This is a genomic window from Thermovibrio guaymasensis (genome assembly GCF_003633715.1).
Classification (GTDB): Bacteria; Aquificota; Aquificia; order Desulfurobacteriales; family Desulfurobacteriaceae; genus Thermovibrio; species Thermovibrio guaymasensis.
Window position 1 is genome coordinate 33,644 of the sequence record NZ_RBIE01000005.1, and the last position, 23,719, is coordinate 57,362.

The following is a 23,719-nucleotide window of genomic DNA, read 5'->3' on the forward strand; positions in this document are numbered from 1 at the left end:
TAATTTTTGACAAATTTTAGCCGTTTCTTATTGACACTTCAATTAAAAAGTCCTATCTTACCTATCGCAGTGCGCCCGTAGCTCAGTAGGATAGAGCGCGAGATTCCTAATCTCGAGGTCGCAGGTTCGAATCCTGCCGGGCGCACCATTTTTTTTATTCCTTGACAAAAACAGAAAAACCCATACAATTCCCCTGCACTTTCATAACTTGGGAGGTTCATTATGGCAAGCCTTGACGAGCTCATGAGGGCTGTTCAGGAGAAGTACGCGAAGAAAGAAATTCCCGATTTTAGGGTTGGAGACACCGTTAGAGTTCACGTAAAAGTCAAAGAGGGCGATAAAGAGAGGGTTCAGGCCTTTGAAGGCGTCGTTATCAGGAAGAGGGGAAGCGGGACGGATGCTACTTTCACAGTAAGGAAAGTATCCTACGGAATTGGAATTGAGAGGACTTTTCCCCTTTATGCTCCAGTTGTTGAGAAGATTGAGGTCCTCAAGCGCGGTATCGTAAGAAGGGCAAGGCTCTACTACCTCAGGGAGCGTAAAGGAAAGGCTGCCCGTATTAAAGAGAAGAAGGAGTGGATGACAAAGAAGTAATCCTTGAGATAGAGAGGAACCTCTGGAATAAAGGCTACTCTCTCGTAGCGGGGATTGACGAGGCGGGGAGAGGGCCTCTTGCCGGGCCTGTTGTGGCAGCGGCAGTGGTCTTCCCCAAAAACGTCAATCCTTTTTTATTTAGAGATTCAAAAAGGATTTCTCCTTCTAAAAGGCTCTCCTTGTTTAGAGAGATTTACTCTGAGGCTTTAGCAGTAGGTGTAGGCTTTGCAGACTCTAAAGAGATAGACCAGCTTAATATATACAGGGCAACAGTTCTTGCTGCCGAAAGGGCAATTTCTGAGCTCCCCTTCACCCCCGACTTCCTCATAACTGATTACCTGAAGATTCCCTCCTTTTCAAACAGGATTCTTCCCATACCAAAAGGTGATGAAAGGAGCTTTTCCTGTGCCTGTGCAAGCGTAGTTGCTAAAGTTGTCAGGGATTTTATAATGGAAGAGCTCTCAAAGTTGTTTCCAGGTTACGGTTTTGAGAGGAATAAAGGCTACCCTACAAAGGAGCACTGTGAAGCAATAAGGAAACTAGGGATAACCCCTATTCACAGGAGGAGCTTTGGGAGGGTCAAGGGAGAGAGGGAGAATGGGGGAGGAGATTGCATCCCGGCTACTACAGAGGAAAGGCTATCGTATTATCGCCAGAAACTTTACGAGCTACTGGGGGGAGATTGACATAGTAGCTCTTGAACCTGAAACGAAAACTCTAGTCTTTGTAGAGGTAAGGCTTAGGAAGAACTCGGATTTCGGCCATCCGTTGGAGACAATTGATTCAAGGAAAGTAGAGAGAATAAAGAAAACAGCTCTCCTCTTCCTTGAAAAGAACCCTACTAACTGGGAAAGCGTAAGGTTTGACGTTATAGTCATTTTAGGTGAGGAAGTTATCCATATACCTAACGCTTTTTAATTTAATCGTTGATATAATTTGCCAACCGTCTATATTAAGAGCAGGTTTAACCGTAGTAAGGAGGTTTTGTTTTGGCTAAAGTAAGAGTACACCAGCTTGCGAAAGAGCTGGGAATTCCTTCAAAGGAGCTCCTTCAGAAGTTAAGGAACGAACTTGATATGCAAGTTAAGAGTATTCACTCCTCCCTAGATGAAAAGCAGGTTATGCTCGTTAAGGAGTTTATAAAACCTATTGAGGTTAAAGAGGAAAAGCCTGCTCCTGTTAAAGAGGAAAAGGTAGAGAAAAGGGAAGAGGTTAAGTTAGAAGAGAAGGTTGAGGCTGTTAAGACTCAACCTGTTGAAGTTCAAAAAGAAGCTCCTTCACCTAAAGGAGAGGTGAAGAGAGAAGAGAAGGTGGAAAAGAGCGAAGAAAGGGAGAGGAAGAGAGAGGAGAAGAGGCGCTCAGACGTTAGAATCCTATCTCCTGAAGAGCTTGCAAGGAGGAGAAGAAGGAGGAGGAAGCCCCAGCGTAGAGAAGAGGCAAGGGAAAGAGGAGAGAAGAAGGAAAGGAGAGATAGGAGAGGAAAGCCTCCCGTAAGGAAGGAGAGGTTTAAGAAAGAAGAGGAGAAGGTAACTAGAGAACAGCTTGAGAAGTTGGTTGCCTCTACTAAGGAGAGCACCCAGAAAGAGAAGGAAAAGCCAAGGACTGAAGAGGAGATCCGTGCTCAGAAGAAAAGAGAACAGAAGGAACTTGAGGACCAGAAGCGCTTTGAAGAGCTCATGAGGAAGATTGAGGAGAAGAACAGGGCTAAGAAGAAAAAGAGGAAGAAGAAGAAAGAGGAAGTTAAAGAGGAAGTTCCTTTTGAAGAGCTTAGCGAAGAGGAGCAGCTACAGAGGTTAATTGAAGAGGAAGAGAGGGCAAAGACCGTTATTATCCCCGAAGTTATCTCCGTTAGGGAATTTGCGGAGAAATTGGGAGTTGAACCTAACCAGCTACTTCAGGACCTTATTGCCCTTGGTAAGTTTGTTGCTATAAATCAGCCTATAGACTTTGAGACTGCTAAGAAGGTTGCCGAGAAGTACGGTAAAGTTGTTAAGCTTGAAGGTGCTGAGGAGGAAGAGGCCGTTCTTGAAGCTGAGCTTGAAGAGACCCCCGACAGGGAAGAGGACCTAAGACCGCGTCCTCCTGTAATTACAGTCATGGGACACGTTGACCACGGTAAGACAACACTCCTTGACTACATAAGGAATACAAAAGTTGCTGAAAGGGAAGCAGGTGGAATCACTCAGCACATTGGTGCTTCAGTAGTTGAAGCCGATACAAGTGAAGGCAAGAAAACTTTAGTGTTCCTTGATACTCCTGGCCACGAAGCCTTTACGGCGATGAGGGCAAGGGGTGCTCAGGCTACGGATATTGTTGTCCTTGTAGTAGCCGCCGATGACGGTGTTATGCCCCAGACTGTTGAAGCTATAAACCACGCAAAGGCTGCTGGAGTTCCGATAATTGTTGCGATTAACAAAATTGATAAGCCTGGGGCTAACCCAGATAGAGTTAAACAGGAACTTACACAGCACGGCCTTATACCTGAGGATTGGGGTGGTGATACTGTAATGGTCCCCGTCTCTGCAAAGACCGGACAGGGAGTTGACGAACTTCTTGAGATGATTGCCCTTCAGGCTGAACTTATGGAGCTAAAGGCCAATCCAAATAAGCCTGCAAGGGGTGTAGTCCTTGAGGCCAAGCTTGATAAGAAGAGGGGACCTGTTGCGACCTTCTTAGTTCAGAGTGGAACCTTAAAGGTTGGTGATGCTGTAGTTGCAGGCCTTTACGCTGGAAAGATAAGGGCAATGTTTGACGATAAGGGCCGCCAGGTGAAGGAGGCCGGTCCCTCTATGCCGGTTGAGGTTTTAGGCCTTGAAGGCGTTCCTATGGCCGGTGATAAGTTCTACGTGGTTGAGAGTTTGGAAAAGGCAAGGAAGATTGCCGAGAAGCGTCAGGAGCTTGCCAGAGAGTCTGCCCTTGAGAAGGAAAAGAGGGTTTCCCTTGAAGACCTCTTCTCAAGGATGCAGTCTGGGGAGGTTAAGGAGCTTAACATCGTCCTTAAGGCTGATGCTCAAGGTTCAATAGAGGCAATAAGGAAGTCCCTTGAGGAACTTTCTACAGATGAGGTTAAGGTAAACGTTATCCACGCAGGAGTTGGACCGATAACTGAGAACGACATTATGCTTGCCGCAGCTTCAAATGCGATTGTTATAGGGTTTAACGTCCGTCCCGATAGTGCTGCAAGGCAGGCAGCTGAGAGGGAGAAGGTAGATGTCAGGACTTACAGGGTTATTTACGACATAGTAGACGAAGTTAAAAAGGCTATGTCGGGTCTCCTTGAGCCTGAGGAGAAGGAAGTATACCTCGGCTCGGCAGAAGTTAGGGCAACCTTTAAAGTGCCTAAGGTCGGAACGGTTGCCGGCTGTTACGTGAGGGACGGTGTAATCAGGAGGAATGCAAACGTAAGGCTGGTAAGGGACGGAGTTGTAATTTACGATGGAAAGATTGCTTCCCTTAAAAGATTTAAAGAGGACGTTAGGGAAGTTCAGGCAGGTTACGAGTGTGGAGTTGGCCTTGAGAACTTTAACGACATCAAAGTAGGTGATATTATTGAGTGCTATACTATTGAAAAGGTTGAGAGAGAAGTTTAATGGAAAGGGCAAAGAAGGACTTAAAAGAGACTTTTGAACATTATTTAAATCAAGGTCTAAGCGAGGGTGAGGCCCTAAAGAGAACCGTTGAAGAGGTAAAGGAGAGGCATTCGGAAAAGGCCTTTAAGGGAGCTCTCTCGGAGTTTCTGAGGGAGCTCCTTTCATCCTACAAACCTGAGAACCTTACAGAGGCAGACCCTCTCCTTACATTTGTTGAATCCCTTTATCAGGAGTATGAGTTCTTGAAGCCCAAGTTAGAGGCCTTCTTAAAGAAATTAAGGGGGGATTAGCACTTTGCTCCTTTCCCTTTGTCCAAATCCTTGTCTTGACGTTTACTACTATACAGGCGTTTTAAAGGAAGACGATACAAACAGAGTGAATAATCCCCTTATCTCTCCCGGCGGTAAGGGAGTAAATGCTGCAAGGGTCGCAGCAAGGTTCTGCTCTGACGTCTTCCTTGCACTTCCTCTGGGAGGATGCATCGGAAATTGCGTTAAAGAGGGGCTTGAGAAGGAAGGGCTCTCTTTAATAGTTGTTGAAACGAAGTCTGAGACCAGAGTTAACACCATTCTTGAGCAGAGGGCTAAGGGGAAGCACATACTCATAGCTTCAAGGGGAGCTCCACTATCAGGTGAGGAAATAGAGAAGTTAAAGTACTCTATCTGTGTGGAGTGTTCCCCTAAAGTCTTAATCCTTGGAGGGAGCGTTCCTCCCAACTTACCCTCTACGTACTACGCTGAAATTGTGGAACGTTTCAAGGGAACCGATACGAAGGTTATAGTTGATGCCGATGGAGATCTGCTGAAGAACGCCATAGAAGCCGGTCCCTTTGCCGTTAAACCGAATAAACACGAGCTTGAGAGGTTTGTAGGTCATCCTCTCTTAAGCCTTGAGGAGATAGTTTCTGCAGCCAGGGAGATATCTAAGTATGGAGTTAAAGTAGTTATAGTCTCCCTTGGAGAGCACGGCGCAATTGCCCTTTATGGAGATGAGGTCTTTAGGATTATTCCTCCTAAGGTAGAGGTGAAGAACACCGTCGGGGCTGGTGATTCAGTTGTAGGAGGGTTTGCCTGTAAGCTATACTTAGACTCTAAAGTTGAAGAAGCTCTGAAGTTTGCAATTGCGTGTGGAACGGCTACTGTAGTTGAGGAGGGAACGAAGCTCTGTAGGCCAGAGGTGGTTGATGGATTAGTTAAAAGAACAAGAATTTTTACTCTATCTCTCTAAACAAAATTTTAGGTTCTGAGATGATTAATAGTGGGGAAAAAAAAGAAAAGAAGGCTTTCGCTATTGGTGTTATTTCTGTAATAACTTTTTTGTTCTTAATTTCATTTGGTTATTACAACTATGCTTTTAACTTAAGGAAGCTCGGTATCTTTGAACTTGTTAGCGGATTAGCTGTACTTTTAAACTTTATTGCTTTTCTCTATACAAGAAAATATTCTCTTCATTCTTCAATTTTTCTCTTTATTATCAGTATAGTTCTTTCCGTTTTGATCATTACAGGAGGCATCCATAATACTGGAATTTTCTGGATTTACCTATACCCTGCTTTAGTTTTGGTTTTAAAGGACTTTAAAAAGGCAGTTTTGTGGAATATTTACTTTGTTGTTCTGTTAGTTTTAATTGTTGTAGCAGATTCTCTATATTTTATTGAACTTCCTTACGATAAAACTACCCTGAGACAGGCAATTTTCGTTTACTTTTCCCTTTTGCTTCTTTCCTATTTTCAGTTTAAGTTCTACGCAGAACTTATAGATGATATGAAAGTACTTGCAGTCCGCGATCCTCTTACTGGTCTTTACAACAGGGCGTTTGCTTTCTCCTACCTTTCTCAAGAAATTGAGAAGCTTAAAAGAGGGGAAGTGAAAAACGTGTGTGTTGCCTACATAGACCTTGATAACTTTAAGTACGTTAACGATACTTTCGGCCATTCGGTAGGAGACAGCGTTTTAAACGATATAGGGGAGCTCCTTAGTAGACACTTTAGGAAGGAAGACGTTGTAGCCAGGATAGGAGGTGATGAATTTATCGTGATTTTTACAAATTGCGATAGGGAAAAGATTATCGAAAGGCTTGAACTGCTTAGGGAGGCGATAGAGAGGAAGTTTCAAAGGTTTGGTATTTCGATGAGTTTCGGTATAGCCGAGGCTCCTACGGACTCACTTCTTTCAAGTTTCCTAATTAGAATGGCAGATGAAAGGATGTACAAGGATAAAGGGGCAAGGAAAAAGGAAAGAGTTGGAAGTATAGATAAAGCCCCGGAAGGGGCTTCAGACCTTTAAATTTCGTCCCAGCCTTCAACTGCGCTTGCCTGGTTGTAGCTGGTAACGGTGGCCTCAAAGAAATTTGCCTTAACGTTACCCTCACCGCCGGTATCGGCAATTCTTTCTAGGTGTTCGTAAGGGTTGGGTCTATCGGGGAAGATTGGTTCTAGTCCGAGGGCCTTTAACCTTTTATTGGCTATGTAGTAGGTGTAGTCCTCAATAGACTTCTCGTTCATTCCCAAAATTTTGTTCCCTATTACTTTCTTGCTGAACCTCTGTTCCTGTTCAACGGCGATTTTAAACATCTGATAAATTTTGTCCTTTGTTAAGTACTTCTTGAAGCCCTCGTCTGTTAAGTCCTTCATAAAGTGTTCAAATAGGATCACGTGGGTGAGCTCGTCTCGGTTAATGTACCTGATTATATCTGCAGTTCCCTGCATTAAGTTCCTTGAGGCTAAGTTGTAGAAGAACATAAATCCGTTGTAGAAGTAGAGTCCTTCAAGGAGGTAGTTTCCGATTAGTACCTCTCCGTAGTTTTCCATTGTTGGCTCTTCAAGGAACTTCTGGTAGATGTCGGCTATGTACTTGTTCCTCTCAAAAAGGATTGGGTCCTTCTTCCACCAGTAGTAGACCTCTTCCCTCTTCTCAGCAGGAACTACGCTCTCAATCGTGTAACCGTAGCTCTGTGAGTGGATAGCTTCCTGATAGGCGTGGATTGAGAGGTCAATCGTGATTTCGGGAGCTTTAACGTAGGCTGCAATGTTTGGAATGTTCGTTGTCTGGATTGAGTCAAGGAAGACGAGGAAAGAGAGGATCTCGTCGTAAGCCTGCCTTTCGTCGTCTGTTAGCTCCTTGTAGTCCTGAACGTCCTGTGTAAGGTCAACTGTTTCGGGTATCCAGAAGTTGGCCATCATTACCCTGTAAAGCTTTGGAGCCCACTCGTACTTAATTACGTTCAAGTTAAAGATGTTTGTTGTATCCCCGTGGAGAATTCCCCTCTTTGCCGGATCGTCGTTCCCGTTTGGGTTAAATATCGGACGGGGCTTCATTAACTCCTTCCTTATGTCAGACATTCTTCCTCCAGAATTGTTTTTCCTCTTTTGATGGCCTATCAATTATAAGACTCTTTTGGAGGTAGTTAAGTTGACGCTCTTTGAGAAGTTCTTCGAAGGAAGGGAGTTCATTTGGAAGCCAGGACTTGAGAGGGTAAGTTCAGCCGTAAGGGAATTTGGAGGGAAGGAATACCCTTCAGTAATTGTTGCAGGAACTAACGGTAAGGGGAGCACTGCCCTTTTAACTGCCGAGGCCTTAATGAAACAGGGCTTCCGTGTAGGTCTGTTTACTTCTCCCCACGTTTACAGGTTTAACGAAAGAATCAGAGTAAACCTTAAAGAAGTTAGCACTGAAGGGCTTGATGAAGCCTTTAAGGGTATTAGACCTTTAGTTGAGAGGTTTGAGCTTACATACTTTGAGGCTTCCCTCCTTTTAGCCCTTGAAGTTTTTAAAAGGGAAAGTGTTGACTGTGCAGTTTTTGAGGTAGGTCTTGGAGGGAGGCTGGATGCGACTAACGTTCTGGAACATCAGGTTGGACTTTTAACTAAGGTTTCCCTTGACCACAGAGGTTGGTTAGGGAATAGTCTTAAGGAGATTGCCGGGGAAAAGGTTGCAGTTTTGAAGGAGGGTATGGTTGGAGTATCACTTAGTAACCCTTCTGAAGTTTTGAGGGTTTTAAAGGATAACTTTAGGGGAGAACTCCACCTCTACGGAAAGGACTTTTGGGCTGAAGGGGTAAGAGTGGGCCTTAAGGGAACAGAGTTCTTCTACATGGGGCAAATTCCCATAAGTTTGAGTTTAGTAGGTGACCACTACGCCGAAAACGGGTGTGGGGCTATAAGGGCGGCTCAGGTTTTGACTGAGAGGTTTTTGGGGAAGAAGTTCCTTATTCCGAGGGAGTTTAGTTCACTTCTTCCGGGAAGGTTTGAGGTTTTTAGAGAGGCTCCTCCCTTCATCTTTGATGGGGCCCACAACGGCCAGGCCCTGAGAGCTCTCTTTAATACCTTGAAAGAGCTCGGAATAAAGGCTTCGGTAATCTTTGGAGCTTTTAAGGACAAGGAGCTTGAGGACAACCTGAAGGAGATTAAGTCTTACCTTGACTACTCGGGAGGAGATTTCTTCTCAGTATCCCTTCCTCCTCCCCGGGGCCTTTCTGCACAGGAGCTCTTAGAGAAGGCCAAAGAGTTAGGTTTAAAAGGAAGAATCCTTAAAGAGGTAAGGGTTTCAGATTTTAAAGATCCTGTAGTTCTAACCGGTTCTTTCTACGTTGGAGGTTTAGTTGAGAGAAGTTAAGTTCCTTTGGAAGAAAAGAGAGGCTGAGGACTTTATAGTTAAAGAGATTTCTGAGTTTGAAATTGATGAGGAAGGAAGCCACTACCTCTACCTCCTTGCAAAGAGGAATTACACAACGAGGGAAGTTTCAAAGAGGTTTAACCTTTCCTATGCAGGTATGAAGGATAAATTTGCATTGACCTTTCAGAAGGTATCTTCCTCAGAGTTTTTAGGGAATTTAATTTCAGAGAAAGAAGACCAAAGGTGGTTTATTCTAAAGTTCTTAGGGAAGATTAGAAGGAAAGTTAAGATCGGACAGCTAAAGGGTAACAAGTTCGCCGTAAAGGTTGAAGGTTTTAACTTTAAAGAGAGGAAAGCCTTTATAAACTACTACGACGTTCAGAGGATAGGTGGAAACTGGTTTAGGGGAAAGGAGCTCCTTAAGAGGCTCCTTGATAAACCGAGAAGGAGGTTAAAGTGGAGTGAAAACCTCCTCCTTGACTCTTACCTATCTTACCTTTGGAACAGGAGTTTGGAGCTCTACCTCATTGATAGGTTTACAGGCTATTACATTTTTGACGGAGAGGAAAGGTTCTTCATACCTGAAAGTTTAGAAGAGAGAATTGATGGACTTCCGAAGTTCTGGACTGTTCTGGGCTATAAGAAAAAGCTCCTAACTTCTGCTCTTTACTACCGGGAGGTTTTAAAAGGGGAAGGGTTCAGTCTAGATGAAGTTTTGGAGGGCTTGAGGGCTTTGGGAATTAAAGGGGACTACCGTATGACCTACGTCCTTGTTAAGGACTTTAAAGTAATTGGGAAGTACGCCTTCTTTTTCCTTCCCAAGGGATCTTTTGCTACCATGTTCTTAAAACACATTCAGGCGGTTTAAAGTGGAGGGAACGGTAGAGAAACTTTACTCCTTTATATCTCCCTGTAGGCTCTGTCCTAGGGAGTGTTTATCAAAGAGGAGTGAAGGGGAACTGGGTTTCTGTAGGGTTACCGATGAACCTATGGTTTCATCCTTTGGCCCCCACTTCGGAGAGGAGCCCGTTTTAGTAGGCTACGGGGGGAGCGGAACTATCTTCTTTACAGGTTGCAACTTAGGGTGTGTCTTCTGTCAAAATTACCAAATTTCCCACCTTATGGAAGGGGAGTACATTTCACTTTCAGACTTAGCCGATATTATGCTCCACCTTCAGGAAAGGGGGTGCCACAACATAAACCTGGTTACTCCAACCCATCAGGTTCCCCAGATATTTGCAGCCGTTGATGAGGCAAGGGGTAAAGGCTTAAAACTTCCAATAGTTTATAACTGTGGAGGTTATGAGAGCCTAGAGGTGCTAAGGGAGCTTGAAGGGCTCGTTCAGATTTACATGCCAGATTTTAAAACCTTAAGCAGGGAGTTTGCAGCCAAGTACTTAAAAGCTCCAGATTATCCAGAAGTCGTTAAAGAAGCCCTCCTTGAAATGCACAGACAGGTAGGGGACCTTGAGGTTAACGAGTTTGGAATAGCGAAAAAGGGCCTGATTGTTAGACACCTTGTAATGCCAAACTGGGCTGAAGACAGTAAGGCCGTCTTAAAGTGGATTGCGGAAAACCTTGGGAGGAATACCTATACAAACGTTATGGATCAGTACTATCCCTACTACAAGGCCTGCGACTATCCTGAGATATGCAGGAGGATAACGCCTGAGGAGTTTGAAGAGGTTTACTCCTTCGCTAAGAGGTTGGGATTGAGGCTTGCAGTTTAGGAGGTTTCTGTGCTTAAGATAGAGAGGGAAGTTATCCTTGCTCCTATGGCAGGTTACACTCACTCGGCCTTCAGGCGTCTTGCCAGGGAGCTGGGGGCAGATAGAACCTACTCGGAGCTCATGAACGCAACCGGAATTATCCATAGGGGAGATGAGAGGGAGCTCTCCTACTTCACCGATTTAGAAAGGCCCATTCACCTTCAAGTTTACGGCAGGAATCCCGAAGAGGTGGCCCAAGCTTCAGAGATTCTCGTTAAGAAGTACAGGCCGGATGCGATAGACATAAACTTTGGGTGTTCAGTTAAGAAGGTCCTAAAGGCAAAGGCTGCAGGTTATCTCCTTCAGTTCCCAAAGGAAATGGGCAGGATCGTTGAGGAGACAGTTAAGGCCTTAAAACCCTATAAAGTTCTGGTAACCGCCAAGATAAGACTCGGGTTTTACGAGGACAACTTAGAGGAGATTGCAGAGAACCTCCTGTCTGCTGGAGTTTCTGCAATAGCCCTTCACGGAAGGACCGCTAAGCAAGGTTTTTCAGGTAAGGCCAACTGGGATAGAGTAAGGGACCTTAAAGAGATGGCTGGAAAGGTTCCGGTGATAGGAAGTGGTGATGTGAGGGACTGGAAAGAGGTGGACGTAAAGTTTGAAGAAACAGGTTGCGACGGTATAATGATTGGAAGGGCTGCAGTTTCAAATCCCTGGATATTTAAGGAGTACAGGGAGAAGAGGGACATTGAAGTTAAACTTCCCGAAAGGGTTGACTTTATCCTTAGGGAACTTAGTATGATGTGGGAGTTCTTTGAGAGGGAGAGGGCTTGTAAAGTGATAAAGGCCCACATTACTCAGTTATTTAAAGGCATAAGGGGAAAGGCCAAGCTGAACGACTCTGTTATGAGGAGTAAGAGCTGTGACGAGCTTATAAGCAACCTTTTAAGGATAAAGGAGGAATTTTCGCCTTAACCACTTTACAAATTTACCTACCTTTGATAAATTTCCACTTGCCTTTTGCCACCGGTGAAACAGTAATGGGAGGTCTTAAATGCCACTAGATAAGGATGTAGTTCAGGAAATCGTTAAGAAGTACGGGTTCCACGAGAAAGATACAGGTTCTCCTGAGGTTCAGATTGCTATTCTTACAGAGAGGATTAAAAACCTTACTGAACACTTTAAAGAGCACAAGCACGATAACTACAACAAGAGGGCCCTTCAGAGATTAGTAGGTCGCAGGAAGAAACTCCTTAAGTACTTGAGGGAAAAGGACTTTAACAGGTACAGGAACATCGTTCTTAAGCTCGGTCTCAGGAAGTAATCTTTCGGGGCTTTCTGCCCCTTTCCTTCTCTCCCGCCCTTTCCTTCCCTGTGATATTATTCCTTAATCTGTATTAAATTTCTAATTAAGAAAAACACAATTTTTGGAGGTTTTCTATGCCAATATCCGAAGTTGCAGTTGAAGTTGGAGGTCGTCCTCTGCGTTTTCAGACGGGAAAAGTCGCTAAACAGGCCGACGGTTCTGTTGTCGTTTCTCAGGGCGATACTATGGTCTTAGTTACTGCTGTTATGAGCGATGAGCCGAGGGAGGATATAGACTTCTTTCCCCTATTGGTAGAGTACAGGGAGAGGGCTTACGCTGCAGGTAAGATTCCTGGTGGTTTCATAAAGAGGGAAGGAAAGCCTACGGACGAAGAAGTTTTAAAGTCTAGGGTTACTGATCGTTCAATTAGACCTATTTTTCCTAAAGGCTTTAGGAATGACGTTCAAGTTGTCGCCTTCGTAATTTCCGCCGATCAGGAGAACGATCCGGCAGTTCTGGCTATAAACGGAGCATCTGCTGCCCTTCACATCTCAAGAATTCCTTTTGAAAAGCCAGTCGGAGCAGTTAGGGTTGCCCGGGTTAAGGGAGAGTGGAAGATAAACCCTTCCTATCAAGAGCTCCAAGAGGCAGATATTAACCTTATTGTTTCAGGAACCGAGGACGCCGTCGTTATGGTTGAAGGGGGTGCAGATCAGGTTCCTGAAGAGGAAGTCCTTGATGCAATTATGATTGCCCATGAAGAAATAAAGAAGATCGTTAAAGCTCAAGAAGAGCTCCGCCAGCTTGCAGGAAAACCTAAGTACCAGTTTGTTGCACCTTCACTTGATGAGGAGACGAAGGAAAGGATAAAACAGTGGGTCTTTGAGAGGATTGAACCTGTTATTACCATATCTGATAAGCACGAGCGAAGGGAGAAGTTAAGGGAGCTTAAAGAGCTTATGCTTATAGAACTGAAGATCCCTGAAGAGGATCACGCCCTTGCCAAGGAAGTGTTTAACGAGGCTGAGAAAGAGTTTGTAAGGAAGATGGTTCTTGAGAAGGGAATTAGGATTGATGGAAGGAAGCCCGATGAAATTAGACCAATTACGATAGAGGTTGGACTACTGCCGAGGGCCCACGGTTCAGCTCTCTTTACGAGGGGTCAGACCCAGGCCCTAGTTACTACAACTTTGGGAACTCCTGAAGAGTACCAAATCGTTGAGGGCCTTCTACCTGAAGAGCAAAAGAGGTTTATGCTTCACTACAACTTCCCTCCATTCTCAGTTGGTGAAATTGCCCCTATGAGAGGGCCTGGAAGGAGGGAGATTGGACACGGAGCCCTTGCAGAGAGGGCCCTTGCTCCTGTGATTCCTCCGGAGGAGGAGTTCCCCTACGTTATAAGGATCGTTTCGGACATCTTAGAGTCAAACGGTTCTTCCTCAATGGCAACAGTCTGTGGAGGTTCCCTCTCCCTTATGGACGCTGGAGTTCCTATAAAGGCTCAGGTTGCAGGTATTGCTATGGGCCTCATTATGGAAGGGGATAAGTTCGTTGTCCTTTCTGACATTCTCGGGGATGAGGACCACCTTGGAGATATGGACTTTAAGGTGGCTGGAACGAGGAAGGGCGTTACGGCAATCCAGATGGACTTGAAGGTTAAGGGTATAAGCAGAGAAGTCCTCTCAAAGGCACTTGAACAGGCACGGAGGGGAAGGCTCTACATCCTTGATAAGATGGATGAAGTTATAAGTCAACCGAGGAAAGAAATTTCCCCTTACGCCCCAAGGATTGTTACGACTAAGATTGAGCCTGAGAAGACGAGAGACCTTATCGGTCCCTCAGGTAAGACCATTAAAACGATAATAGATAAGGCCGGGGTTAAGATTACGATTAAGGAGGATGGAACGGTTCTAGTATCCGCTCCTTCAGAGGAGGCAGCGGCACAGGCCTTGAAGATGATTGAGGACGTTACGAGGGACCTTGAAGTTGGAAACACTTACCTAGGAAAGGTTACGAGGGTTGAAAACTACGGAGCCTTTGTTGAGCTTGCTCCCGGAAAGGTCGGCCTTATACACATATCAAAACTCCCTCCTGAGGTTAGGGAGAACATATTTGAGCACATTAAGGTCTCCGATGTCATTCCTGTTAAAATCGTTGAGTTTGATCAGATGGGTAGGCCTAAGCTTAGCCGCATAGACGTTACTCCCGAGGAAGAGAAGAGGTTAAGGGAGCAGGGAGGTTTCTACTCTGAGCCGGAGAAGGACAATGAGTAGTTGGGCTTGCGGTTGGGTCTTTTTAAAGGGAACGGAGATAGAGTTTAGTGAGGATTTCCTTGACGTTGCCGTTAAGCTCTATAACCTGCTAGGTGGGGAGTTAAAGAAGGAAGGGAGCTCCTTTAAGCTCCTCCTTCCTTCCCTACCAAATTTGGAAGAGGTTAACCTTGACTTCGTTAGGGGCCTTTTGGAGGCTGGAGGAGTTTTTGGTGAGGGAACCCTCTTCATTCCGAAGGTAAGGGGCTTTGAGGAAGAGCTGAGGGAGCTCCTAAATCCCTTTAACCCTTCAGAAACTGAGGAAGGGTTTTACTTTACGGGTGAAGGAGCTAATCTCTTAGCCCATGCCCTTTACGATGAAGAGAGCCAGGAGCGTTCGGAGCTCTTCTTTGAGAAGTTCCTTAAGTTTATAGCTGGGAGTGATTGGGAAAGGACCTTCTTTAAGTACTCTCTTGAGGGGGGAGCCCTTCCTCCCTTTAAAAAGAGAACTTCAGACAGTGGATTTGACCTTCACCTTGTTAAACTCATAAAGAAAGAGAGAAACCTCTACTTCTTTGATACAGGAGTTAGGGTTTCTCCTCCTCCCGGTTACTACTTTGATCTAGTTCCTCGTTCTTCAATCTTTAAAAGCGGTTTCATCCTTGCAAACTCCGTTGGGATAATAGATATGACTTATAGGGGGACGATTAAAGTTCCTCTGATTAAGATTAATCCTGGGGCTCCAGAGCCTCAACTTCCGTGGAGGGCCGTTCAGCTCATACCAAGGCGATTCTTCCCGCTTGAAGGAAAAGAGGTTAAAACCCTTGACCCTACGTTAAGGGGAGAGGGAGGATTTGGAAGTACTGGGTAAACCTACTCGGTTTCTTCCTATTCTTATTATTCTCTTGATATACTTCTTTAAACTACCAAATCAGGAAAGGGATGGTATTTCGAAAAAATTCCTTTAGTATTGGTATTCCCGATATAGACGGGGAACGTGAGTTATTATTGAAAATCTTCAAAAAGGTTTTAGAAGCCTTAGATCATGGAAAAAAAGATCACGTTTTTGCCTTAATTAAGGAGAAGTTTATTCCTCTTATAGAAAAATACAGAGAGCGTGAAGAAAGCTTAATGAGGAAGATCGGTTATCCGGATCTTGAGAAGCATAAAGAAGAACATGAGAATTTGCTTAAAAGGTTGCGTTTACTCGCAGATCTTGAAGATTTGGATCAATTAAGAAAGGAGTTAAGTTTTTTTTGTTTTAGGGTCGTGAGACATTTGTTGAAAGAAGATATGAAATTTAGGAGATTTTATAAGAAAAATTTTTCAAATAAAACGACTTTAGATTCTGAGTTAGAGAGGATTTTTGAAGAACTCCTTTTAACAAAATCCAGGGATTTTACTAAATATGTGAAGGACGAGTTTCATGTGGCAGAAATTGTAAGAAAACAGGTAGAAATAACGAAAGATTTCTTGTATTCATCACAAGATAAGAAAATTCAAGCTATTAAATCTTATATCTTATCTGTTTTTGAGAATCATGCAAAGTTAGGAATTTGCCTCGATGATTTAGTAGATTTTATTGAAAACCTCTCAAAGAAAATTTTAAACTTGCATAAGTTGGGAATTTTGGAAGGAATTCCTGAAAGGAGAGTGGATGATTTTATTTCTTTTTTAAAACAAGCAGCCTATAGGAAATATTTAGAGAATAATCTTGAGTATTTAAATCGTGTTTCTCGTTTTAAATTTAAAGAATTGGATAAGGAGTTTGAAGTAATTGGGCAAGTTTTAGAAAGTTTGTATAATCATTTTATTTCTGATGAGATAAAAGAATTTGATTTGGATTTATACGATTTTAGTAAAATAGAAAATTATCTACACAGTTTGAAGTTTATGCTTCAAAGCTATGTTGTCAATAATTATGCCAATTTGTTAATAGTTTCTTATTATAGATTTTTAGATAATCTCCAGGAGTTAGTGTCTGATTTAAAGAGTAAATCTTTTGAAAAAGCCTTTTTCTTAACAACTTCCCTAATCAAGGAAGTTGATGTTTTTGGTAGTTTACTTTTCTATGTTAAGAGTTTATGGCAAAAAAATCCTCAGGACCTTTTGTTTAAGTTGCTTGCTGATCCAGTCAATGTTGATAAAGTTGTAGGTGTTATTTTTCTGAAAGGACCTAGTACGACAACTTCTAGAAATATTTTTCTGAATTTCTGTGAGAATTTACATGGAAGTATTCCTGAATCACTAAAATCGAATTTACTTTTTTTTGAATTCATCGATTTTAAAAAAGATGTTTATAGAGGTTACATAATAGCTTATCCGCTTAAAGAAGAAGAAAAGAAGTATAGGCAGATTGTTTTATCTATTTTTACCGAGGCTAAAGAAAAAACAGAGAAGAATTTGTTAATAGGAGATATAGTTGATGATTACATTAGTTTGGTTTTCTTAGATATGAAGAAGTTGTTAGAAAATTTTAAGTTTGATGAGGCAGCAGTTTCTCTGTTTATTGAAGAATTAGAGATTTTTTTAAAAAGTGAGCAAGAGAACAGAACGCTAACAGAAAAGGATTATGAAAAATTAATATCTTTAGTTAAGATTGATTTGGAAGTTTTAAAATTTTTTAAAAATAAAAAGGATCTAGATTTTCTTCTGCTGTTCTGTCAACCTATCTTTGAGGCAAATAGTGGTTCTATTATAGGCGTAGAAGTTCTATCTCGCATAAAATTAGGAAATAATTTAGTCTCAGCTGGGAAATTTATTAACGTTATAAAAAGAGAAAAGTTAATGACTGATTTTGATTTATTAGTATTGGAGAAGTTGAGATCGCTTATAGAGGGAATTTGTAAGCCTAGGGATTTTAAAATTTTCTTGAACTTATTTCCATCTTCGTATTTCGATCCTACTATTCATCGGTCTCTCGAAGAACTTAAGGAACTTGCTAAGGAGAAGACGGGAGGACTTGTTTTGGAGGTAACCGAACAGGAGAACTTTGACTTTACGCAGATGGTAAATTACTTAACTAAGTACGAAGTAGACATTGCTTTAGATGATTTTGGAAGTGGATATGCTAACCTTGATAAGTTTTTAACTATGATTAGGTATGAAAAAACAAAATTTCTAAAACTTAGTTCTGCATTTTCAAAAAATATAAGAGATCCTATTACTCGGGGAATTGTAGAAAGTGTTTGTAGTATGGCAAGCAAGTTGGGAAAGTATGTTATCTTTGAAGCTATAGAGGATAAGGAAACTTTAGAAGAGGTGATGAAAATTTCTGAAAAAATTCCTGGTTCTATTCTTATCCAAGGTTTTTACTTAAGTAAACCTAAACCTTTAGTCGATTTTTTAAAGTATTCCTCCAGTTAGGGAGAGAAAATTGATTCCCCTAAAGGATATTAATCCTAGTAGGACTACGCCGGTTGTTACTATTTTAATAATAATAATCTGTTTTTTTGTTTTTCTCTACGAAGTAATTCTTCCTCCTGATTTAAGGAAAGTCTTTATTTCAATGTTTGCTGTAATTCCATACGAGATAACCCACGGAGTTGACATTCCTCCTCCAGATCCCCTTACTCCTTACGGAAACCTCGTTTCTTACCAGTACCTCCACGGTAGTTGGATGCACATTTTAGGAAACATGCTCTTCCTTTGGGTCTTTGGTGATAACGTTGAGGATAAGCTTGGTAAATTAAAGTATTTTATTTTCTACACTGTTTGCGGAATAGTTGCTGCGCTTATTCAGGTTCTAGTTTACCCGAACTCTAACATACCTTTAATAGGAGCTTCAGGAGCAATAAGTGGAGTTCTGGGAGCTTATGCAGTTCTCTTCCCGAGGGCTCAGATAATTACCCTCGTTTTCATTTTCTTCTTAGTTGATATAGTTGCCGTTCCGGCTGCCGTCTGGATTGCTGCTTGGTTTACGATTCAGTTTATTAGTGCTATGGTTTCGGCTACTCACCTCTCGATGGGAGGCGTTGCCTGGTTTGCCCACATAGGAGGTTTCATAGCGGGCATTGTTTTAGTTAAGCTCATGAGAGTCAAGTAGAGTGTTGAAATTTTACGTTTTCACCTATAAGTTTAATTGCAAATAATTTGCATTTGGAGGAAAAGTTGAATAGGGAGAAGCTGTACATATTTGATACTACTTTGAGGGATGGAGAGCAGACTCCCGGGGTTAATCTAACGGTAGATGAAAAAGTTCAAATAGCTAAGCAGCTTGAGAGGCTCGGGATTGACGTTATAGAGGCCGGCTTTGCAGTTAGTTCTCCAGCCGACTTTGAGGCTGTTAGGAGAATTGCAAAGGAAGTAAAAAACTCTACCGTCTGTTCCCTTGCAAGGGCAGTTGAGCTTGATATAAAAACGGCCTGGGATGCTTTGAAGGAGGGAAACAGGGTAAGGATTCACACTTTCATAGCTACCTCTGATATTCACTTAAAGTACAAGTTGAAGATGAGCCGTGAAGAAGCTCTAAAGAGGGCCGTTAATGCTGTTAAACTGATTAAGGAAATAAGCGAGGGAAGGGCGGAAGTTGAGTTCTCTGCCGAGGATGCAGGAAGGACGGACCTTAAATACTTGTGTGAGGTTGTAGAGGCCGTAATAGAGGCAGGGGCTCAGGTAGTGAACATTCCCGATACTGTAGGTTATGCCATTCCTGACGAGTGGTACGAGAAGATCCTCTACATAAAGGAGAACGTACCAAACATAAAGAAAGCGATAATTAGCGTCCACTGCCACAACGACCTTGGTCTTGCAACTGCAAACTCACTGATGGCGGTTAAGGCAGGTGCTCGTCAAGTTGAGTGTACTGTAAACGGAATTGGTGAGAGAGCGGGGAATGCTGCCCTTGAGGAAGTTGTTATGGCCATTAAAGTTCGTTCTGATCAGTTTCCCGTCTACACAGATATTGACACCACTCAAATTTACAAGACTTCTCAGCTTGTAAGCAGGTTAACCGGCGTTCTGATTTCAAAGACTAAACCGATCGTTGGTGATAACGCTTTTGCTCATGAATCTGGAATTCACCAGCACGGAGTTCTTGAGTGCCCTGAAACCTACGAAATTATGAGGCCATCCGACATAGGTTTAACGGAGAGTAAGATCGTTTTAGGTAAACACTCAGGAAGGCACGCTTTTAAGAAAAAGCTGGAAGAGATGGGGGTGGAGCTCTCTCCTGAGAAGTTTGAAGAGGCTTTTAAGAAGTTTAAAGAACTTGCCTCAAGGAAGAAGGAGATTTACGACGTTGACCTTGAGCTTATAATTGAAGGCCTTGAAGGGGAGAAAGAGAGGACGTATCAGCTCCTATACAACCAGGCAGTTAGCGGCGAAGGAGTAATTCCCTCTGCAACTGTAAAGATAAAGACTCCGGAAGGAGAGAAGTTGGGCCTTGCAGTTGGCAACGGACCTGTTGATGCAACTTACAGGGCTATTAAGAACGCTTTAGGATTGGGGGACGAAATTCAGCTAAGGGACTTTAAGATTAGGGCCTTGACTGCCGGAACTGATGCTTTAGCAGAAGTTTTTGTAACGATTGAAGGCGACGGTTACAGGGTTAGCGGTAGAGGAGTTGACCCTGATATTGTCAGGGCCTCAGCCCTCGCCTTTATAGAGGCCCTCAACAGACTTGAGAGGAGAAAGTTAAAGAAGAAGGGCGTTTAACCGGGGCTTTGCCCCTTTTTCTCTCTTCCCTGAATAATTAACTCCTTATAGAAGAAATAAAACCTTTTAAAACGTTTATCTGTTCTGAATTCCGAATATTTTTAAGGTATTTCTTGAAATTTAAATTTATGAAACTATAATTTTCTTAAGGGTTCTAAAGGGGAGGTTATGAAAAGGGTTTTAAGGTTCTTTTTCCTTTCGGACTTGAGAATAAATCTTTCCTATCCTTTGAGAATGGGAATCCTTTACTGGCTCGTTGCCCTCTCTTTACTTGTTCTTTCTTACACCGTTTTAAAAAGTCAGATTTCAGATTCACACCTCGTACTTAGACTTTTGAAAGAGCTCTTTATCTATGAGCTTGTTTTAGGTTTTATTCTCTTCCTCATTACATCTATCTACGCTGTTGTTTCCTCTTCAGATTATAGGAAGATTCAGAGGTTTGCTGATGAAATTGCAAAGGGGAACTTTGAGTTCAATCCTGAGCTCAGTCCTATTGCCGATAAAGACCTAATTAGTATGAAGGAGTCTTTGAATAAGCTCCGAAAGAGTCTTATAATTTCAAGGGAGCTCCTAAAGAAACGATCTGAGAAGATTTAGAAGGACTCCCTTTCTCTTGCCCTTTCCCTCTTTCTCCATATTATTTTCCTTGACAAACTCTTTTCCCTTTGCTTATATTCAGCCCGTCAAACTATATCAGGAGGAGTAGTATGCCCACAATTAACCAGCTGGTTAGGAAGGGGCGCGAGAAGAAGGTTAAGCGCTCAAAGGCCCCTGCTCTACAGGGTAACCCTCAGAAGAGGGGTGTTTGTGTAAGGGTTTTCACGACTACACCTAAGAAGCCAAACTCAGCCCTTCGTAAAGTTGCAAGGGTGAGGCTTTCAAACGGTATTTCCGTTACAGCTTACATTCCCGGTATCGGTCACAACCTTCAGGAACACTCAGTTGTTCTTGTAAGGGGTGGAAGGGTTAAGGACCTTCCAGGTGTTAGGTACAAAATTATCCGTGGAGCTCTTGATGCTGCCGGAGTTGAAGGAAGAAGGCAGTCCCGTTCCAAGTACGGAACAAAGAGACCTAAAGATCAGAAAAAATAATTAGGAGAGGAAAGCGATGCCCAGGAAAGGACCAGTTCCACCAAGGGAAATTCTCCCAGACCCTGTCTACGGTGATAAGCTTGTAGCAAAGCTTATAAACAAGGTAATGAAGGACGGTAAGAAGAGTAAGGCTGAGAAAATCGTTTACGGTGCTTTTGACATTATCAGGGAGAAGTTGGGAGAAGACCCTCTCAAGGTCTTTCACAAGGCTGTAGAGAACGTAAAACCTTTAATGGAAGTACGTCCACGCCGTGTTGGTGGTGCAACTTATCAGGTTCCGATGGAAGTAAGCGAAAGAAGACAAATGCACCTTGCCCTTAAGTGGCTCGTGGACGCTGCACGTGCTCGTTCTGAGCGCGGAATGGTTAACAAGCTTGCAAACGAAATCATTGACGCTTACAACGAAAGAGGTGGGGCCTTCAAGAAGAAGGAGGATACCCACAAGATGGCTGAGGCTAACAAGGCCTTTGCTCACTACAGGTGGTAATTAACAGTAATTTAGGAGGATGCCTTGAGCAAACAGCAGGCTCTTATTAAGAAGATTAAAGTTCCCCTTGAAAAAGTTAGGAATATCGGAATTATTGCCCACATTGATGCCGGTAAGACAACAACTACCGAGCGTATTCTTTATTACACCGGCCGTATCCACAAAATTGGTGAGGTTCACGAAGGTGCGGCCGAGATGGACTGGATGGAGCAGGAGAAGGAGAGGGGTATTACAATTACCTCCGCTACAACTACCTGCTTCTGGAGAGACCATAGGATTAACATCGTTGACACTCCCGGACACGTTGACTTCACAATTGAAGTTGAACGTTCCCTAAGGGTTCTTGACGGTGCTGTAACGATCCTCTGTTCAGTAGGTGGTGTTCAACCTCAGACTGAGACTGTTTGGCGTCAAGCAGACAAGTACAGGGTTCCCCGTATTATCTTCGTTAACAAGATGGACAGAATAGGTGCCGACTTCTTCAAGGTAGTTGCCGACGTTGAAGAGAAGTTAGGTGCTAAGCCCGTTCCTGTTCAGATTCCTATCGGCGCCGAGGATGAGTTTAAAGGCGTAGTTGACCTTATCACAATGAAGGCAATTGTTTGGGAAGAGGAAACCCTCGGAGCAAAGTACCACTACGAAGAGATTCCAGAGGACCTCAAGGACCTTGCCGAAGAGTGGCGTGAGAAGATGCTTGAGGCTATTGCCGATGTTGATGAAGAGATAATGATGAAGTACCTTGAGGGCGAAGAGATTACTGAAGATGAAATTAAAGCTGCCCTCAGGAAAGGAACAATTGAGCTTAAGTTCTTCCCAATGCTCTGTGGTTCAGCGTTTAAGAACAAGGGTGTTCAGCCCCTTCTTGATGCGATCGTAGATTACCTTCCATCTCCGCTTGACATTCCACCGGTTAAAGGGATTAATCCAAAGACCGGAGAGGAGGAAGAGAGACCTGCTTCTTACGACGCTCCATTTGCTGCACTTGCCTTTAAGATCCTTACAGACCCATACGTAGGCCAGCTTACCTTTATTAGGGTTTACTCCGGACTTATGGAGTCAGGTTCTTACGTTTACAACGCTACAAGGGACAAGAAAGAGAGGCTTGCAAGGATCCTCCGTATGCACGCGAACAAGCGTGAGGAGATTCCAGTTCTAGGTGCTGGAGATATAGCTGCAGCCGTTGGTTTAAGGGAGACTTACACTGGAGATACTCTCTGTGACCCTGAACACCCTATTCTCCTTGAAGCAATGGAGTTCCCAGAGCCGGTTATCTCTATTGCCGTTGAGCCTAAGACTAAAGCTGACCAGGAAAAGCTTTCAATAGCTCTCCAGAAGTTGGCTAAGGAAGACCCATCCTTTAGAGTGGCTACTGACCATGAAACAGGTCAGACGATTATCTCCGGTATGGGAGAGCTCCACCTTGAAATTATCGTTGACCGTCTAAAGAGGGAGTTTGGAGTTGAGGTTAACGTAGGTAAGCCTCAGGTTGCTTACAGGGAGACTATTAGGAGCGAGGTTACTCAAGAGGGTAAATTCATCAAGCAGACCGGTGGTCGCGGTCAGTACGGACACGTATGGCTCAAGATTGAGCCCCTTGAAAGGGGTAAAGGATTTGAGTTCCACGAGACAATTAAAGGTGGAGTTGTTCCTAAGGAGTACATCCCAGCTGTTGAAGCAGGCGTTAGAGAGGCAATGGAGACTGGAGTAGTTGCCGGCTATCCAATGACCGACATCAAGGTAACCCTCTTTGATGGTTCCTACCACGAGGTTGACTCATCAGAGCTTGCTTTTAAGATTGCAGGCTCCATTGCCTTTAAAGAGGGTGCTAAGAAGGCTAACCCTGTTCTCCTTGAGCCTATTATGGAGGTTGAGGTTACAACCCCAGAAGAGTTCATGGGAGACGTAATCGGTGACCTTAACAAGAGGCGTGGTAGGGTTCAGGGAATGGAAGCCCGCGGAAACGCTCAAGTTATTAGAGCTCTCGTTCCACTTGCCGAGATGTTCGGATACGCTACAGATTTACGTTCAATGACTCAAGGTCGTGCTACCTACATTATGAAGTTCAGCCACTACGAGGAAGTTCCTCCAAACGTTGCTGAGCAGATAATAGGCGAGAGGAATAAGTAACGGTCTGGCCCCTCTGGGGCCTCTTTTAACCCTTTACATTTTGGGCTCTTTGCATATAATACCAGCCTGCAAGAGTAGGTCTTTTAAAACTCAATACGGCTATTTATAGGAGGATAGAGATGGCAAAGCAGAAGTTTGAAAGGACGAAGCCCCACAAGAACGTGGGAACAATTGGCCACGTTGACCACGGAAAAACAACCCTCACAGCAGCGATCACCCACTGCCTATCCTTAACAGGAAAGGCCCAAGAAGTATCCTACGACCAAATTGACAAAGCCCCAGAAGAGAGGGAAAG

The 23,719-nt window shown here is 43.5% G+C and carries 23 protein-coding genes and 1 tRNA gene; 23 read left to right on the plus strand and 1 reads right to left on the minus strand.

The features are described 5' to 3' along the window. Window positions 1-71: 71 nt before the first annotated feature. From C7457_RS08025 to C7457_RS08060, 8 genes are all read left to right on the plus strand, one after another. A tRNA-Arg gene (locus C7457_RS08025) sits at window positions 72-148 on the plus strand. A gap of 95 nt (window positions 149-243) precedes the next feature. After that, window positions 244-594 carry a 50S ribosomal protein L19 gene (rplS, locus tag C7457_RS08030; RefSeq protein ID WP_425480016.1) on the plus strand — a complete coding sequence of 117 codons (351 nt, stop codon included), beginning with the start codon at window positions 244-246 and terminating at the stop codon, window positions 592-594. Beyond that, window positions 576-1,280 (plus strand): ribonuclease HII, encoded by a 705-nt coding sequence (locus C7457_RS08035; protein WP_121171831.1) that lies wholly within the window; start codon window positions 576-578, stop codon window positions 1,278-1,280. The genes rplS and C7457_RS08035 overlap by 19 nt, the downstream gene beginning before the upstream one ends. Then, entirely contained in the window at window positions 1,192-1,512 is a 321-nt protein-coding gene (locus tag C7457_RS08040) for a YraN family protein (protein ID WP_121171833.1), read from the plus strand. The genes C7457_RS08035 and C7457_RS08040 overlap by 89 nt, the downstream gene beginning before the upstream one ends. A gap of 71 nt (window positions 1,513-1,583) precedes the next feature. Beyond that, window positions 1,584-4,184: a translation initiation factor IF-2 gene (gene infB, locus C7457_RS08045; protein WP_121171835.1), complete on the plus strand. Its 2,601-nt coding sequence runs from the start codon at window positions 1,584-1,586 to the stop codon at window positions 4,182-4,184. Further along, complete coding sequence (locus C7457_RS08050; RefSeq protein ID WP_121171837.1) at window positions 4,184-4,474, plus strand: hypothetical protein; 291 nt, start codon at window positions 4,184-4,186, stop codon at window positions 4,472-4,474. Before infB ends, C7457_RS08050 begins: the two co-directional genes overlap by 1 nt. 4 nt (window positions 4,475-4,478) lie before the next feature. Next, window positions 4,479-5,411, plus strand: coding sequence for a 1-phosphofructokinase family hexose kinase (locus tag C7457_RS08055; protein ID WP_170137395.1), 933 nt, complete (start codon window positions 4,479-4,481; stop codon window positions 5,409-5,411). Window positions 5,412-5,431: 20 nt separating this feature from the next. Continuing rightward, window positions 5,432-6,469: a GGDEF domain-containing protein gene (locus tag C7457_RS08060; protein WP_121171841.1), complete on the plus strand. Its 1,038-nt coding sequence runs from the start codon at window positions 5,432-5,434 to the stop codon at window positions 6,467-6,469. Here C7457_RS08060 and C7457_RS08065 read toward each other — a convergent pair. Then, window positions 6,466-7,500 carry a ribonucleotide-diphosphate reductase subunit beta gene (locus C7457_RS08065; protein WP_343202893.1) on the minus strand — a complete coding sequence of 345 codons (1,035 nt, stop codon included), beginning with the start codon at window positions 7,498-7,500 and terminating at the stop codon, window positions 6,466-6,468. The two genes, C7457_RS08060 and C7457_RS08065, sit on opposite strands and share 4 nt — an antisense overlap. 94 nt (window positions 7,501-7,594) lie before the next feature. Here C7457_RS08065 and C7457_RS08070 point away from each other — a divergent pair, with 94 nt between their 5' ends. From C7457_RS08070 to C7457_RS08140, 15 genes are all read left to right on the plus strand, one after another. Beyond that, window positions 7,595-8,797, plus strand: coding sequence for a bifunctional folylpolyglutamate synthase/dihydrofolate synthase (locus C7457_RS08070; protein ID WP_170137396.1), 1,203 nt, complete (start codon window positions 7,595-7,597; stop codon window positions 8,795-8,797). Continuing rightward, complete coding sequence (truD, locus tag C7457_RS08075; protein ID WP_121171846.1) at window positions 8,784-9,665, plus strand: tRNA pseudouridine(13) synthase TruD; 882 nt, start codon at window positions 8,784-8,786, stop codon at window positions 9,663-9,665. The genes C7457_RS08070 and truD overlap by 14 nt, the downstream gene beginning before the upstream one ends. Window position 9,666: 1 nt before the next feature. Beyond that, window positions 9,667-10,527, plus strand: a complete 861-nt coding sequence (locus tag C7457_RS08080; protein WP_121171848.1) for a radical SAM protein — start codon at window positions 9,667-9,669, stop codon at window positions 10,525-10,527. A 9-nt stretch (window positions 10,528-10,536) separates the two neighbouring features. Then, window positions 10,537-11,484 (plus strand): tRNA dihydrouridine synthase, encoded by a 948-nt coding sequence (locus tag C7457_RS08085; RefSeq protein ID WP_245939622.1) that lies wholly within the window; start codon window positions 10,537-10,539, stop codon window positions 11,482-11,484. Window positions 11,485-11,563: 79 nt separating this feature from the next. Beyond that, the gene (rpsO, locus tag C7457_RS08090; protein WP_121171849.1) at window positions 11,564-11,833 is read left to right on the plus strand and encodes a 30S ribosomal protein S15; all 270 of its coding nucleotides are present in this window, start codon (window positions 11,564-11,566) and stop codon (window positions 11,831-11,833) included. A gap of 116 nt (window positions 11,834-11,949) precedes the next feature. After that, complete coding sequence (locus tag C7457_RS08095) at window positions 11,950-14,088, plus strand: polyribonucleotide nucleotidyltransferase (protein ID WP_121171851.1); 2,139 nt, start codon at window positions 11,950-11,952, stop codon at window positions 14,086-14,088. Continuing rightward, on the plus strand, window positions 14,081-14,935 hold the full coding sequence (locus C7457_RS08100) for a dUTP diphosphatase (protein ID WP_121171853.1): 855 nt from the start codon (window positions 14,081-14,083) through the stop codon (window positions 14,933-14,935). The genes C7457_RS08095 and C7457_RS08100 overlap by 8 nt, the downstream gene beginning before the upstream one ends. Window positions 14,936-15,006: 71 nt before the next feature. Next, window positions 15,007-17,430 (plus strand): EAL domain-containing protein, encoded by a 2,424-nt coding sequence (locus C7457_RS08105; RefSeq protein WP_121171855.1) that lies wholly within the window; start codon window positions 15,007-15,009, stop codon window positions 17,428-17,430. A 10-nt stretch (window positions 17,431-17,440) separates the two neighbouring features. Continuing rightward, window positions 17,441-18,109 carry a rhomboid family intramembrane serine protease gene (locus tag C7457_RS08110; protein WP_121171857.1) on the plus strand — a complete coding sequence of 223 codons (669 nt, stop codon included), beginning with the start codon at window positions 17,441-17,443 and terminating at the stop codon, window positions 18,107-18,109. Window positions 18,110-18,174: 65 nt separating this feature from the next. Continuing rightward, the gene (locus C7457_RS08115) at window positions 18,175-19,719 is read left to right on the plus strand and encodes a 2-isopropylmalate synthase (protein WP_121171859.1); all 1,545 of its coding nucleotides are present in this window, start codon (window positions 18,175-18,177) and stop codon (window positions 19,717-19,719) included. A 168-nt stretch (window positions 19,720-19,887) separates the two neighbouring features. Then, window positions 19,888-20,316, plus strand: coding sequence for a histidine kinase (locus C7457_RS08120; RefSeq protein WP_121171861.1), 429 nt, complete (start codon window positions 19,888-19,890; stop codon window positions 20,314-20,316). A gap of 110 nt (window positions 20,317-20,426) precedes the next feature. Next, window positions 20,427-20,810 carry a 30S ribosomal protein S12 gene (gene rpsL / locus C7457_RS08125; RefSeq protein WP_121171863.1) on the plus strand — a complete coding sequence of 128 codons (384 nt, stop codon included), beginning with the start codon at window positions 20,427-20,429 and terminating at the stop codon, window positions 20,808-20,810. A 16-nt stretch (window positions 20,811-20,826) separates the two neighbouring features. Continuing rightward, a complete protein-coding gene (gene rpsG / locus C7457_RS08130) occupies window positions 20,827-21,297 on the plus strand; it encodes a 30S ribosomal protein S7 (RefSeq protein ID WP_121171865.1) in 471 nt (156 codons plus the stop codon). A gap of 24 nt (window positions 21,298-21,321) precedes the next feature. After that, on the plus strand, window positions 21,322-23,424 hold the full coding sequence (fusA, locus tag C7457_RS08135) for an elongation factor G (protein ID WP_121171867.1): 2,103 nt from the start codon (window positions 21,322-21,324) through the stop codon (window positions 23,422-23,424). Between the two features lie 119 nt (window positions 23,425-23,543). Then, window positions 23,544-23,719: GTP-binding protein (locus C7457_RS08140; protein ID WP_245939619.1), on the plus strand; the 176-nt coding region annotated here is incomplete at its 3' end.